Source organism: Leptospira paudalimensis (assembly GCF_026151345.1).
In the GTDB taxonomy this organism is placed as follows: domain Bacteria; phylum Spirochaetota; class Leptospiria; order Leptospirales; family Leptospiraceae; genus Leptospira_A; species Leptospira_A paudalimensis.
The window spans coordinates 3,178,363-3,192,738 of sequence record NZ_JAMQPR010000001.1; the positions used below are offsets into that span (position 1 = coordinate 3,178,363).

The window sequence follows — 14,376 nt, forward strand, 5'->3', positions numbered from 1 at the left end:
AGACTCATAAAAGCGTGTAAATTACATTTTAAAAAATCATTTGCAGGTCTTTCCAATTGGTTTTTTTTGTAAATCAATATGAAAATACACCCCACTGCCATCATCGATCCAAAGGCGGAATTACATGAATCCGTTGAAGTAGGTCCATTTTGTATCATCGAAAAAGATGTAAAAATTGGAGAAGGAACCGTCATCGAATCCCACGTAAAAATCTTGTCTGGGACGCGGATTGGTAAATTTAACAAAATTTCCTCAGGTGGTAGTTTCGGTGGTTTGCCTCAAGATTTAGCTTTCAAACCCGAAACCAAAACCTATTTGGAAATTGGGGATCACAATCATTTTAGAGAAAACGTTATTTTCCATAGGGGCACTGTAGATGGGAAAGCTACTACCATCGGAAATCATAATTATATGATGGGTAATGTACACATTGCACATGATACGATTGTAGGTGACCATAATATCATAGTCCAAAACACAATGCTTGCTGGTCACGTTGTGATCGGAAACAAAGTCTTCATTTCTGGATCAGTGGGAGTTCACCAATTTGTAAGAGTTTCCGATTATGCAATGTTAGCAGGCCTCACAAAGGTAGTAAAAGATGTTCCTCCGTATGCAACTGTTGACGGTCACCCTGGTCTTGTGGTAAGTTTGAATGTTGTCGGAATGAAACGAGCTGGAATTTCTGCCGATGTTCGTCTTGCAATCAAAAGAGTTTATAAAACGATCTATCATAGTGGTTTTAACACAAAACAAGCATTAGCTGAGCTTAAGAAAGACCCAAATCCTGCTCCTGAAGTACAAAAAGTTATCGAATTCTTTGAAACAAGTAAACGTGGTGTTGTTGATCACCGATTTGTTTCTGGTGGATCCGACGAAGAATGAGAGTTCTCGTTACCGGGGGAGCCGGTTATATTGGAAGTCACATTGTCCTAGAACTAATGGAACTAGGACATGAAATCATTATTGTGGATGATATGGAAAAAGGAAATGAAGCTAATTTGTTTCCTGGAAATGAATTCATTAAAGGGGAAATCCAAGATCCAAATATTCTAAAAAAAGCATTTTCCAAAAAGGTTGATGCAGTATTTCACTTTGCCGCTTGGAAAGCTGCGGGTGAATCCATGACAGATCCATTAAAATATACAATGAATAATTTAAATGGAACCTTCACTTTGTTAAATGCCATGATTGAATATGGTTGCAAGTTTTTTGTATTTTCTTCTTCCGCTGCGGTGTATGGTGCTCCTCAATATTTGCCAATAGACGAAAATCATCCCTTACAACCTGAAAATTATTATGGTTATACAAAACTCTGTATTGAAGAAAATTTGGAATGGTTTGATAAACTGAAAGGATTAAAGTCAGCTCGACTACGTTACTTTAATGCTGCAGGTTACGACCCAAAAGGTAGAATCAAAGGAATCGAAAAAACCCCAGCCAACTTATTACCCATCATCATGGAAGCAGCGTCTGGTATTCGGAAAGGTTTTGAGATTTATGGAAATGATTATGATACAGAAGATGGAACTTGTGTTCGTGACTACATTCACGTAAGTGATTTAGCAAAAGCACATGTTTTGGCCTTAAACTACATCATGGAAAAAAATGAAAGTTTAACTGTAAACTTAGGATCGGAAGCCGGATATTCAGTCAAAGAAATGGCTGATTTATCCGAGAAAGTTGTTGGAAAACAAATTCCTCACAAAACAGGGCCTAGGCGACTTGGAGACCCTGCTAAATTACTAGCTTCTTCCAAAAAAGCTAGGGAAATACTGAACTGGAAACCAATCTATAGTGATGCAGAAACATTACTATCGAGTATGTGGAATTTGTATAAAAATCTATAAATTCTGCGAACTAATTTTTTCACACTCCGGGTTGATGGACCTTACATAATCCAAAGCCCGGTCACCTAACACCTCAGCTCCCATAAAACTTCCGGTCAACTTGATCTCACCAGATTGAAATGATTTTACCCATTCTTTAGTGAGTTGGTTTGAGATGGGTGCATAAGACCAGTGCCATTTTTCTTCTTGGTAACCTTTATTATTTCGTGAAGCAAGTGGACTATATGGTTGGCAAAATCCATATTTGGAAGCATTTTCTTTTAACCAATCGTATAGAATTTTTCCCTTTCCATTCGATTCAAAATAGGCATTATCCAAAGCATTTAAGTCAAAGTCGGTTCCCCAATGGTGACGAGATGTTCCAGGAGCACTCGAAAATTCTAAGATCAAATTGATGATTTCTTCAGGTGACTTTCCGGTGATCGGTACTCGCATCGCTTTTTTACCAGAGTATTTGGATTCCCAAATTCCTTTTTGGTGTGAAAAATTACGGAAACTAGAAACTAAAAAAATATGTTGTTTATAAGAACTTGGTTTTGAGTCTTCAAAATCATTGATCATTTTGTGAAGTGCTTTTTTAACATCTGGTCGAAGGAAATGTTCTTTTGCATTTTCTTCTAATATAACAGGCGCTAATGGTCCAGGAGAATTGAATTTGCCGGTTAAATAGGAAACCTTATCAATACCCAAATACAAATCAGTTTGAGTTTGTTTGACAGGTTTCTCTCCACATACGCATAGTATTGAGAGCAAAAACAATAATAGATATTTCGTTCTGAACATAGTAAGGTTCATTTAAAAATTACCGATTAATTCGCAAATAAAAATTTGCCTTCACTGAATCGTATCCTGAGTTCAGATACCTCGCTTGGATCATCCAACGGAAGGGATGATGCATCCTCTTTTGCTTCATCCAAAAGTTCACGGTCCACAACCAAATCAGCAATTTTAAACTCAGGAAGCCCACTTTGTTTGACTCCTAAAAGTTCGCCAGGACCACGAATGGCGAGATCCTTTTCGGCTAAAAAATAACCATCGTTGGAGGTTACTAATGCTTCTAATCGATCTCTACCTTCATCACTGACAAAATCACCTGTCATCAATATACAAAAACTTTCCAAATCACTTCTTCCTACTCGACCACGTAACTGGTGTAATTGGGAAATTCCAAATCGTTCCGCATGTTCCACTACCAAAATTGTAGCATTGGGTACATCCACTCCCACTTCCACAACAGTTGTAGTGACTAAAATTTGGATCTCTCCTGATTTAAATTTTTCCATAACGGATTCTTTCTCAACACTTTTCATCTTTCCATGTAATAATCCAATTTTAAGATCAGGAAAAATATTAGTTCGTAAGTTTTCATAAGCTACCGTACAAGATTCCAAATCAACCTTCTCCGATTCTTCAACAAGAGGGTATACAATATAACACTGTCTACCCGAGGTTACATACTTTCGAATTGAATTGTATACGCCTGTTCGTCGGTCTTCTTTGTACCAACGTGTGTCGATGGGTTTACGACCTTTTGGTTTTGTTTTAATATTCACAAGAGTTAAGTCCCCGTACAAAGTGAGACAAAGTGTTCTGGGAATAGGAGTTGCTGTCATAGCCAATAGATCAGGATTTTTTCCTTTGGCACGAATTGTTTCCCTTTGGTCGACACCAAACTTATGTTGTTCATCAATGACAACCAGTCCCAAGTCAGAAAAAATCACATCTTCCTGCAACAAAGAATGCGTTCCAATGATGATATTGGATTCACCAGTTTTGATACGGTTTAACTTTTCAGCTCTAGATTTTTTATTCTCACCACCTAATAACAATTCAATGCCAAGGAACGGCATATTGCCCATAAATTTATAAATTGTTTGGTAATGTTGCCTAGCTAAAATTTCTGTTGGAGCTAAAAAGGCAACTTGGATGTGGTTATCGATATAATGTAAACCTACAAGTAGTGCAGTAATGGTTTTTCCAGATCCAACGTCCCCTTGTAACAGAAACGCCGAAGGTGAATCTGTATTTGTTTTGGAGAGTATTGTCGTAACCGCTATTTTTTGATCTTCTGTTAATTCAAAAGGAAGATTTTTCTCTAAATTAACGCGAGAAGGTGAATTTGGAAGAGGCCACAACAATCGTTTTACTTTTTGTCGTTCTCTTTGTTTATACAATAGGAGTCTTTGGAAATAAAAAAACTCTTCATAGGCAAAACGTTTCCTGGAAATTTGGACTGTTTCCATTGTATCGGGAAAATGAATTTTCCGAAATGCTTCGTCACGGCCGAGTAACCTTCGTTTTTTGATAAATTTAGAAGGAAGGTTTTCTCCTATCTCACCACTTTCTAATACTTGGTGGATGAGTTTTCGTAAACCTTTTGAATCCAATCCTTCTTCTTTGAGTGCCTCAGTGGATGGATACAAAGGAATAATCCGACCAGCATGTATTGAATCCTCTGGATCATCTGTGTCTGATAAAAATTCATATTCAGGATGAACGATCTGATATCCTTTAAAATATTCCAATTTACCAGAGATCACAACTTTTTTCTCAATCGCAAATAGTTTGTGAAAAAAATTGACTCCACGAAAAAACACTAAGTTGATTCTTTCATTGTTTAATGTACGAAACCCAACAAGTAATCGACTCTTTTTTCCGTGCACAATGTAACTATCTACAATACTTCCTAGTAAAGTGACATTATCACCTTGTTTTAAAATAATATCCTTTGTAAAATTTCGATCTAAGTAACGTCTTGGAAAGTAAGTCAACAAATCGTAATACGTTGTAACTCCATGTTCCAATAAAACTGTTTTACGTTTCGGGCCAATCCCTTTTAGATTCGATAAACTTTGTGTGAGATCAAACATAGAATTTATATTTCATCCGTGGGTTTTGGTGGTCCAAATGGATTGACTTTCCCAACAATTGAATCTGGATTATTTTTTTCAGAATCTAAAATCAAATAACAATATTTACATCCATATATTTGTGCCTGTTTTTTCCCTTCGCTGTTTGTATAAGTAGAAATAGCAGCATATAAATATTCATCTTTCCGAAGAACTGTTCCACAAACAGGACATAGGCGGAGTCTTGGCATATTAGGATCTTTATCTTTCCCGTAAACTTTTCGTGGATCCCCCACGCGAAGATTTTCTTCTTTTTTTAGACGTTCTTTTTCTTTTTGGTTTAGAGATTGGTTGTCAACTGCAGAGAGAGCATATAGAAAAAAGGCAACAGTGAATAATACGCCACAAATCGTCAGAAAGGTGACCATTTAGTTTCCTCGAATGTAATCTTCAGAACTCACAGTTGAAATTGAATTTTGAGAAATGAGTTTTAATTGTTTTTCCGAACAATCTACTTCAATTAAGGTATGGCAAACATCTTCCTTTAATTGGCAAAGATTGGATTGTACAACATTTTTTCCTTCCATTATAATTTCAGCATAATATCCACCTTCTTGGAAACCATGTAAAGAGTCCACAGCACCGAAGTTAGATGGATTGATAAAAACAGTATTTTTAGTTTTTTTAATTCCTTGGTCTTCGTGAACATGACCAGAGACAACAAGAGAAGGAGATTCATCATCTAAGTAACGACGTATCCCTTGGCTACCACACTTTCCTACTCCTGGAATGGTATCAAAATAACCATACGCTGGATTGTGTATCCAACAGATGTCAGGTAGTTCCTCCCGGAAAAAGTCCTCAGGTTCACTATAGTTTTTTCCATTTTTCGTATACTCATGAAAAACAACCGTTAGTTTCTCAGGTATTCCTGAAGTCCAAATGGGTGCGCCACCATACCCAGATACTTTGATATTTCTAAAATCAAAACTTTTACGATGCACTTCTCTTTGGTACAATTCAGTGTATTGTAAATCTAAATCATAATTTCCCGGCAAACAATAAACAGGTGATTTTGCGTATTTCAAAATCAATTTTTCGATGATTTCATATTTTTCTTTCATCGTTTTAGCAGCTAACTTATATAAGTCTCTATATTTTTGTGATTTTTCAACAATGGCTGTAGAATACTTTTCGGGAAAACGAATCGCATGAGTTGTAAAATCAAAGGGAGTTGAGTCGTCTTTTCTTTCAGTTAATAAATAATACAATTCTTCTTGGACACCACAAAAATCGATGATACGATCAAAGGAAAAAAATGCTTTGTAGATGATATCTCCGGAAAAAAGGTACAAATCTGCTTCTGTTGATTGTAGAATTTTTTTTAGACCATGAAGTCCATCATGGATATCCGTAAGATAAATGATTTTCATTTATTCGTTTTCCCAAAGTAACATCTGAATATCTCTATCCTCTTCTATATAATCGATCTTAAGGTATTCAGGACCAAAAAAATCTACCAGAGGTTTTAAAATGGTAGAGGATCTAACAAAGATATACAGTTCATTATGATCAGCGACTAAGTATTGGATTTCGATTTTTCCTGCAATGGCCGGAACCAAATTTAGAAAATAATTGAGATCAAATAATAATTCCCATTGTAAACCTGTGATCGATAATATATGGGGAGCAGCATGGATGATGGATTCAAATACTTTCTTTTTATGAAAAGGATCAATTTTTACAAACCACCTAACAAAGTCAAATCGTCTTGGTTTTGTGTCCCATACACGGTATCCAACAATTTTTAACCTAGCTTTGTTGTCTTTTACTAACACTGGTTTGAGTCGCACACGGTAACGAATCGAATTTACTTTTAGGATTCTTGCAATCCAAAGCCATTCCATCCTGTAAGTCCCTGTTAAGATGACTTCCCCTTTTGCAGAACCGACTTCCATACTTTCTAAATCGGGGTCTTCTGCGATGATTTCAGTTTGTATGACTTTTTTTAAGCTACCAAGCAATAAGGTAACTTTGTAATTACTCTTTGGGACCACTTTGGGTGGCAAAAAGAGATTGAGTGGGTTGAAACGGAAGAGATCCGTTAAAAGCATATTTTAATTTTATTTTCTATTGCCTTTTTGGAAAGCAGATTTAGAATACTGAACTCATGAAGATTGGAATCATAGGTGCTGGAAGTTTTGGCACTGCACTAGGTAGTATTTTGGCAGATAAGGGTTACGACGTCACCCTTTGGACTCGGAGTGAGGAACAAGCTCGTTCCATCAATGAAAACCATATGAATTCCAAACATATGCCCGATTTGGTGCTTCCAGAAAAATTGCGGGCGAATACAGACCTCATTCAGGTGGTAAAAGACAAGGAAATGATTGTTTCCGCACCACCAAGCCATGCACTTTCCGGCATCCTAAAGGAAATTAAAGACCATATCCCGCATAAAGTTCCCATTGTTTCCGCATCAAAAGGGATAGAAAATGAATCCTTACGACTTGTCTCGGAGATTTTTGAATCGGAACTTCCAGGCCAGTACCATTCTCAACTTTCCTATCTTTCTGGACCTAGTTTTGCAAAAGAAATGGTAAAAAGAGTTCCCACCATTGTCTCCATCGCTTCCAAAAACGAAGCAACCGCCAAACGAGTGCAAGAGATTTTTAGTTTCACTTACTTTCGTACGTATTGGACTCCCGATGTTGTTGGTGTGGAAGTGGGTGGTGCTCTGAAAAACGTGATTGCCATTGCCGCTGGAGTTGCTGATGGGCTTGGGTTTGGACAAAACACAAGAGCTGCTCTCATCACACGTGGGTTAAACGAGATCACTCGGATGGGAATCAAAATGGGAGCAGATCCTATGACCTTTCTTGGACCATCAGGTATGGGAGATTTAGTCCTTACCTGTTGCGGGGAAGCCTCTAGGAATCGAACTGTAGGTTTTCGATTGGGCAAAGGAGAGAAGTTAAAAGAAATTTTGGCATCGATGAATGAAGTGGCAGAAGGTGTCAAAACAACTCTCTCCACCAAAAATCTTTCGGATAAATTGGGAGTAGAAATGGCAATCACTCAAGAAGTGTATCGCATGTTATACGAAGACAAAGACCCAAAAGAAGTTGTAAAAGCTCTCATGGGCCGTGACCTCAAACGGGAAGGTGTTTAAAATAATTGGATGAGTAAAACAATGTAAGTCACAATTTGGATCATATAAAATGTAAAACGGATGTTCACTGCAAGGACATTCGTTCCAATCAAATGAGTAAGCGATTGTAATACCCTTGCTCCTAAAATCACAAATCCTGCTTGATTCACAAATTCATTTACCTTTCCTAAACTCACAGTTAAGAATACAACCGCCACAAATAAAGGTAGGTTTTCCAAACAATTGAGATGAGCCCGATTCAACCTCCAATTAAAATCACTTCCATGTTGGATACCTGCAGGAAATTCATTAGATTTTTTTTTACCAAGTAACACTTGTACACTTCGATAGGTAATCAATGTAACTCCAAGACCCAAAGTCCAAAGAGTAAATAAAATCAATGCCAAATAGATGGGTTCCACAATTTCTCCTTTATAACCTTCCACCGATTCAGAGTGAAATGATACAGGCGAGAATTCTAAGTGACTCTGGTTCATTTGTAAACCAATAATTGAAAAAAATTTAACTGGGATAGGATTCTTTATCTCCCCAAGCAATCGTTTTGATCTGTTTCCAAACAGAAAGCCAACTCTTTGAAAAAAAATGATCAGGTGCTTCCAGAATTTCTACCAATCGTATATGATTTCGTTTTGCAAATTCGGATGTGATTTCTTTTGGAAACCATTTGTCCATTGCCGGTAAAAAAATTGTTATATCTGTTCTTTTTTCAAAATCAACGTTTTCCACACGAAATCCTGGTAAAAATAAATTTTGTAAAAACTGAGCAAGTGAATCCAACTGTATCCTTGTATTTTTAACTGGAAAAGAAAGATGGTTAACCTTACCTGTTTCCAACCAAAGTGAAGTGGATAAAGTCTCTAATATTTGTTTGTTGGGAGATTCATCATCAGAAATGTTTGGTAAAAGTAACAATCGACTAAATTCTTCTATGGAATTTGATTCATACAAAAATTCTAAACTTTGGACACTATTTAGGATGGGAGATAATAAAAACAAATTTTGGAATTGTACTTGTTTTGCGTATAAAAGAAGGGCTGCGCCACCTCCACTATGTCCAATTCCATACAATTGTTTCCCAATATAATTTTGTTTCCTTAAATATTCATCTAACAGCGTAATGGCGGATTTTGGATCATATGTTCCATTGGAATCACCATGTGATGGTGGATTGAATCGGATTAATCTGAGTCCGTAATCGATAAGTTCTGATTCTCGTATACGAAAGGAACGTGCATTCCCACCTGTGCTTGGCCAAAGGATGAGAAAACCTTGTGCTCCTTCAGGCGGAACTCCTTGTTCGATGATTTCTAGAGACAACAGAGAATCCTCGATACCTTCAGTCAGATCAAAAATTACAAAGTGGCAATGATGGGTTTTCCATTTTGCACAATGACAGTATGTTCACATTGTGCCACATAACTTAAATTTCCTTTTCTGTTCCCGGCCACAAGGGTCCATCCATCTGCTTCTTCAAAAGCAGTTTGACTTCCTGTGGAGATAAAGGATTCAATTGCAAGGACAAGGCCATGGTTCAGTTTACGATGGTCCCGTTTGTCCTCGTAAACCAACACTTGTGGTTCTTCATGCAGTTTTTTTCCAGTGCCATGTCCAGCTAAGTTTTTAATGACAGTGAATCCATTTTCTTTGGCAGCAGAATGTATCTCTTTTCCAATATTTCTTAAATAATTTCCAGTATACGCTTGTTTTGTGGCACGCATGGTTCCTTCAATGGCAGTCTCACAAAGTTTTTCCAAATTAGGGTTTGTGTTTCCAACAATAAAAGAAATCCCAGTGTCAGCATAATACCCATCGAGTTTTGCAGATACATCTACATTCACCAAATCGCCTTCTTTTAAAATGGTTTCCTTTTTAGGAATTCCATGAGCAATTTCAAAATTGGTGCTGATACAGGTAAAACCAGGAAATTGATAATCAAACTTTGGTGCTGAATAAGCCCCTGCGTTTTCAAACTCATGTTTGGCAGCCATATCCAGTTCCAATGTAGATACACCTGGTTTTGCTAATAATTTTAAAAGTTCACGTACTTTTGCGACAAACTTGCCAGCTTTTAAAATCCCTTGAAGGTCTTTTTCATTTTGAATCGACATTTAGACAATTTCTCCACCACAACTAGAACCAGCTCCAGCTGTACAACCATAACAATGGTTTGCTACAACGATCTCTCGTCCAAGAAAGGAGTGCAAATCGAAATCTTTGATGTGTTTCACTTCTTTGGATTTTAATTCCAACATTTGGTTAAAATCACAGTCGTAAACTGACCCGTCATACCCTACTGATATTTGATCCAGGCACATGAGTCCATTCACTGTTGCTGGATTGTAAGCATTGACCAATGTTTCCATATACATTTCAAACTTACCACTTCGGACAAGGGATCCTAAAAACCGATTGATGGGGAGGTTATTGATACAAAACAGTTGGTTGAATACAATTCCATATTTTTTAAATAGATTCTCTTTGTATTCTTTTTCTAATTGTGTTTGCCCAGAGCTTAAAAACAATCCATTGGGGTTGTATACCAAATGGATGGGAAGTGTTGTGCCGTAACCTAAAACGTTTAACTTCTTTAAGGCGGTAATCGACTTCTGATACACACCTTTTCCTCTTTGGTTGTCCGTCACATTTTCCAACACGGAAGGTAACGACGAAACAATTTCAACCTCATTTTCTTTTAGAAATTCATACAACCATTCATAACCTGGTTCCTCTAAAATGGTGAGGTTACATCGATCCATCACTCGTTTTCCAAGGCGTTTTGATTCTGTTACCAAGTATTTAAAATGTGGATTCCCTTCTGGTGCACCACCAGTGATATCCACGGTTTCGATTTCTGGAATTTTTGAAATGAGGTCAATACAAAGTTCCGCAGTATTTCTATCCATCATCTCTGTGCGAATGGGAGATGCATCCACATGGCAATGCCGACAAGCTTGGTTACACCACTTGCCAACATTGATTTGAAATACCTTAATCGAACGAGCTTGGATTGGTTTTCCAACCGTTTTTAAAAATGGATTCCCGCTATAACTTTGTAAGGTGGAATGTTGTTCGGTTAAGTCCATAGATCAAAAAGAGAGTTCGTCAATTTTGTTTTGCATTTGAACACTGTGAACCAAGTTGATCCCAGCAGCCATTGCTGCAGCCACATGCACCGCTTCATTCATTTGAGCTTCATCAGCACCTTTTTGGAGTGAGGTGGTTGTGTATGCATCGATACAATAAGGGCATTTTAAAGCATGAGCCACTGCCAGTGCAATGAGAGCTTTTTCTCTTTCCGTGAGTGCTCCTTCCGCCATAACAGCATTGTAATACCCAAAAAATTTATCAGCAAGAGCGGGATTCGTGCGACCAATTTCTCCAAATTTTCCTAAGTCTTTTGCGTTGTAATAATGATTTTCTGCCATATATTTCCCCTTTCGTATACTTTGGACGGTGATACACCCAAGTCAAGGTTTGCCTTTTATTTAGAATGATTAAAAAATACGATTTGGTTTAAAATCTTAATCAAAAATTCCATTTGTTAACATTTAAATGATGTATTTTTTAAACATCATCTCAATCCAAAAGAATGGAATCAACACATCAGAAACGACACCGTATGTGACTTAGATTTCTACCACATACGATCATCAATGTTCAATTAGGTTTGAAACTTCGGCCTACGTTTTTCGATGAGTGACAAAAATCCTTCCTGGCCATCGGGAGATAATATCACTTTTGTGAATAAATCTGCATCCAATTGGAATAAGGATTCCATTTGTGTTCGGTAAGGTTCTCGTAAGGCAGTCTTCATACCACGACTTGAATTGTATGTGAGTTTGGAAAGGGATTCGGCAAACTTCATTGCTTCAGGATATAAATCATCGGCACTAAATAATTCATCCACAAGGCCAATTTCCTTGGCTTCTGGACCTTTGATTTGTTTTCCCGTAAAGAGTAAGTCGCGAGTGGCCTTTACTCCAACTAAGTCTTGCAATACGATGGTTGGAATCGAAGGAAAATTAAGACCTACAATTGCTTCTGAAAAACCAATCCTTCCTCCTTTGTCCACCATGTAACGGTAATCGGAAAACAAAGCAAAAACAGCACCTGCCGCCATACAATGACCATTGATCACTGCAATCGTTGGAACTGGAAAATGGAAATAGGTTTGTGCCGTTCTTAACAACTGTTCAACGGAACGTCTAACTTCAGATTCCGATTTTCCATACATGAGAGTGGGTTCAATCCCATTGGAAAAAAATTGTGTTTGTGCGGATGTGAATAATAAAACACGCAAGTTTGGGTTGTTTGCGTGTTTGTTTAAGATTTCTTGAAATGAAACAAAGGCTTCAAAATCAAATGTGTTCTTTTCATTGGACTGCATCTTGATTTCCAAGATGCGGTCTCCATGAAAGATCTCTGCAAAAGGAGTCATATTAACTGTTTTTGTAGAGCTCCAAAATTCTGTCTTTGTATTTTTCTGTAATCACATGTCGTTTCATCTTCATTAGGTTTGTGAGTTCATCCCCAACTTCAAATGGTTTTGTGATAAGAGTCACATATTGCACTTGTTCGAAGTTTTTGAATCCAGTTTTAACACTGTTAAAATTGCGAACTTCTTTTTTGTAGAAGTCCACAATCTTTGGATGAACAATGAGTTTCTCTGGACTTTTTTCTGTGATTCCATTTTCTTCTGCCCAAGGGATAAGAGCATCAAAGTCAGGAACAATGATTGCTCCGAGTACTTTTTGGTCTTGGCCCACAACCATCGATTGTTTGATGTAAGGTGACTCATCAATTTTGTTTTCGATTGGAACCGGTTCAACGTTTTCCCCGCCGAGTAAAACAATGGTGTCTTTTGCACGACCAGTGAGTGTCAGGGTTTTTTTGAAATTGATCATCCCAATGTCACCCGTGTTCATCCAATTGTCTACGATGGTTTTTTTAGTGGTTTCAGGGTTTTTGTAATACCCTTTCATCACTTGAGGCCCTTTGATATGAACCACACCTTTGGCACCTAATTTACCGAAGATGATATTTCGTTTGTCATCAATATGGCAGAGAACATTTCCTGCATCATCTCTGATTTGTACTTGGCTGAGAGGAACAATATCCCCAACAGAACCCATAATAGGTCGGTCAAATGTCCGAGCCGAAATAACCGGTCCTGTTTCCGTCATTCCATACCCTTCGAGAACTGTGATCCCAATATCCATAAAAAAAGCATCTACGTGTTTTTGAAGGGCTCCCCCTCCAGAAAGTGTCGCACGTAAGTGGCCACCAGTCGCTTGTCTGATTTTAGAAAGTACGATCCGATCAAGTGTGAACGAGTTAAATAAAACTCCAAGACCAGCCAATACATAGAGAGGAGTTTTGAGGGCACTCTCTTCTGCTACTAAAAACTGAGAAGCAAGAAGGGAAAGGATTGTTACTGTGAATGGTCCAGTTAACAACAATTTCACGACTGATACAACAGAAAGAAACAATGATTGAATGATATTTCTTCCTTCGTAATCCACTTCCCAACCTTTCAAAAATCGAATGGAAGCATGGTAGTGTTTCGAAAAAAAGTAAGCAACCTTAAACAAAAATCTTCTGACAGGAGGAGTTTGTTTCGGATCATTAATACGAGTGTAAATCCCGTTATAAATACTTTCCCAAACCCTTGGCGCAGATGCCATAAAGGTTGGCCTTGCTTTTTGGATGTCGTTTCGGAGTTCCGTTACTTTTGTATAATACGTTGAACCTCCATTGATGATAGCGAAGTATTCCACAACTCGTTCAAAGATATGCCATACAGGGAGGATGGACAACATACGATCATCTGGAGTTACTTTCGCAACACGAGGAACCACATAATGCATCTGGTGGATCATATTGGAGTGCATAAGCATTACACCTTTTGGCATTCCAGTCGTTCCAGATGTATAAATGAGTGTATACAAATCATCTGGTTTGATTCCAGACATCCGTTTTTCCGCTTCTCGTTTTCCTTTGGAACGAAGTTCCCTTCCCTTTTCCAATAGATCATAGAAATGTAAAATCCCAGCACCTGACTTGAGTTTGGTGTCTTTGTCCATAATGATTACGGTTTTTACCGATTTCACCTGGGATTTGTTATTTTTGTATTTTTCGTAAACCTTATCGTTTTCTAAAAAAACAACTTTGGCTTCCGAGTGGTTTAAAATATAAACGATTTCCGAATCAGTGATATCAGATCCGCGTGGAACATTTGCCGCTCCAGCAGTTAACACAGCACAATCGGCTATGATCCATTCGACTCGGTTGTCAGCTAATACGCCAACATGTTCTCTCGCTTTTACACCCAAATCAATTAGGGCTTCTGCAAGTGCGATACCATCTTCGTAAAGTTGTTTATAGGTAAGTGCTTGGTAATCCTTTTGTGCATTTTTATACCAAAATGCTGGTCTTGGACCAAATTTTTCTGAGGATTCCTTATAAACTTCTGCTAGGTTATTTGCCATATCTCTCCATCTAAAAG

Annotated in this window: 15 protein-coding genes; 3 read left to right on the forward strand and 12 right to left on the reverse strand. The window is 37.7% G+C overall.

All coding sequences use genetic code 11. The annotated features are described in order from the left end of the window. The first annotated feature begins 78 nt into the window (after nt 1-78). Together lpxA and galE are read left to right on the forward strand one after the other, a co-directional pair. Nucleotides 79-885 carry an acyl-ACP--UDP-N-acetylglucosamine O-acyltransferase gene (gene lpxA / locus ND855_RS14695; protein ID WP_265358961.1) on the forward strand — a complete coding sequence of 269 codons (807 nt, stop codon included), beginning with the start codon at nt 79-81 and terminating at the stop codon, nt 883-885. Then, entirely contained in the window at nt 882-1,850 is a 969-nt protein-coding gene (gene galE, locus ND855_RS14700) for a UDP-glucose 4-epimerase GalE (RefSeq protein ID WP_265358962.1), read from the forward strand. The genes lpxA and galE overlap by 4 nt, the downstream gene beginning before the upstream one ends. Here the strand turns inward: galE and ND855_RS14705 are convergent. Genes ND855_RS14705 through ND855_RS14725 form a run of 5 tightly spaced genes read right to left on the reverse strand, consistent with a single transcriptional unit; the run spans nt 1,845 to nt 6,813 of the window. After that, on the reverse strand, nt 1,845-2,633 hold the full coding sequence (locus tag ND855_RS14705; RefSeq protein WP_265358963.1) for a M15 family metallopeptidase: 789 nt from the start codon (nt 2,631-2,633) through the stop codon (nt 1,845-1,847). The genes galE and ND855_RS14705 overlap by 6 nt on opposite strands. Nucleotides 2,634-2,659: 26 nt before the next feature. Then, on the reverse strand, nt 2,660-4,720 hold the full coding sequence (gene recG / locus ND855_RS14710; RefSeq protein ID WP_265358964.1) for an ATP-dependent DNA helicase RecG: 2,061 nt from the start codon (nt 4,718-4,720) through the stop codon (nt 2,660-2,662). A 5-nt stretch (nt 4,721-4,725) separates the two neighbouring features. Then, the gene (locus tag ND855_RS14715) at nt 4,726-5,127 is read right to left on the reverse strand and encodes a hypothetical protein (RefSeq protein WP_265358965.1); all 402 of its coding nucleotides are present in this window, start codon (nt 5,125-5,127) and stop codon (nt 4,726-4,728) included. Further along, complete coding sequence (locus tag ND855_RS14720) at nt 5,128-6,132, reverse strand: metallophosphoesterase family protein (protein ID WP_265358966.1); 1,005 nt, start codon at nt 6,130-6,132, stop codon at nt 5,128-5,130. Continuing rightward, nucleotides 6,133-6,813: a hypothetical protein gene (locus ND855_RS14725; RefSeq protein WP_265358967.1), complete on the reverse strand. Its 681-nt coding sequence runs from the start codon at nt 6,811-6,813 to the stop codon at nt 6,133-6,135. A 56-nt stretch (nt 6,814-6,869) separates the two neighbouring features. On the opposite strand from ND855_RS14725, the gene ND855_RS14730 reads away from it, so the two are divergent. Further along, complete coding sequence (locus ND855_RS14730) at nt 6,870-7,871, forward strand: NAD(P)H-dependent glycerol-3-phosphate dehydrogenase (RefSeq protein WP_265358968.1); 1,002 nt, start codon at nt 6,870-6,872, stop codon at nt 7,869-7,871. On the opposite strand, the gene ND855_RS14735 is transcribed toward ND855_RS14730, so the two are convergent. From ND855_RS14735 to ND855_RS14765, 7 genes are all read right to left on the reverse strand, one after another. Then, entirely contained in the window at nt 7,868-8,272 is a 405-nt protein-coding gene (locus ND855_RS14735; protein ID WP_265359414.1) for an MAPEG family protein, read from the reverse strand. The genes ND855_RS14730 and ND855_RS14735 overlap by 4 nt on opposite strands. Before the next feature lie 100 nt (nt 8,273-8,372). Further along, nucleotides 8,373-9,191 (reverse strand): alpha/beta fold hydrolase, encoded by an 819-nt coding sequence (locus ND855_RS14740; protein ID WP_265359415.1) that lies wholly within the window; start codon nt 9,189-9,191, stop codon nt 8,373-8,375. A gap of 32 nt (nt 9,192-9,223) precedes the next feature. Further along, on the reverse strand, nt 9,224-9,979 hold the full coding sequence (gene map, locus ND855_RS14745; RefSeq protein WP_265358969.1) for a type I methionyl aminopeptidase: 756 nt from the start codon (nt 9,977-9,979) through the stop codon (nt 9,224-9,226). Next, nucleotides 9,980-10,954: an arsenosugar biosynthesis radical SAM (seleno)protein ArsS gene (gene arsS / locus ND855_RS14750; protein ID WP_265358970.1), complete on the reverse strand. Its 975-nt coding sequence runs from the start codon at nt 10,952-10,954 to the stop codon at nt 9,980-9,982. Between the two features lie 3 nt (nt 10,955-10,957). Next, the gene (locus tag ND855_RS14755) at nt 10,958-11,296 is read right to left on the reverse strand and encodes an arsenosugar biosynthesis-associated peroxidase-like protein (protein WP_015676644.1); all 339 of its coding nucleotides are present in this window, start codon (nt 11,294-11,296) and stop codon (nt 10,958-10,960) included. Between the two features lie 236 nt (nt 11,297-11,532). Next, complete coding sequence (locus ND855_RS14760) at nt 11,533-12,309, reverse strand: enoyl-CoA hydratase/isomerase family protein (protein ID WP_265358971.1); 777 nt, start codon at nt 12,307-12,309, stop codon at nt 11,533-11,535. A 1-nt stretch (nt 12,310) separates the two neighbouring features. Next, nucleotides 12,311-14,359 carry an AMP-dependent synthetase/ligase gene (locus ND855_RS14765; RefSeq protein WP_265358972.1) on the reverse strand — a complete coding sequence of 683 codons (2,049 nt, stop codon included), beginning with the start codon at nt 14,357-14,359 and terminating at the stop codon, nt 12,311-12,313. Nucleotides 14,360-14,376: the final 17 nt, after the last annotated feature.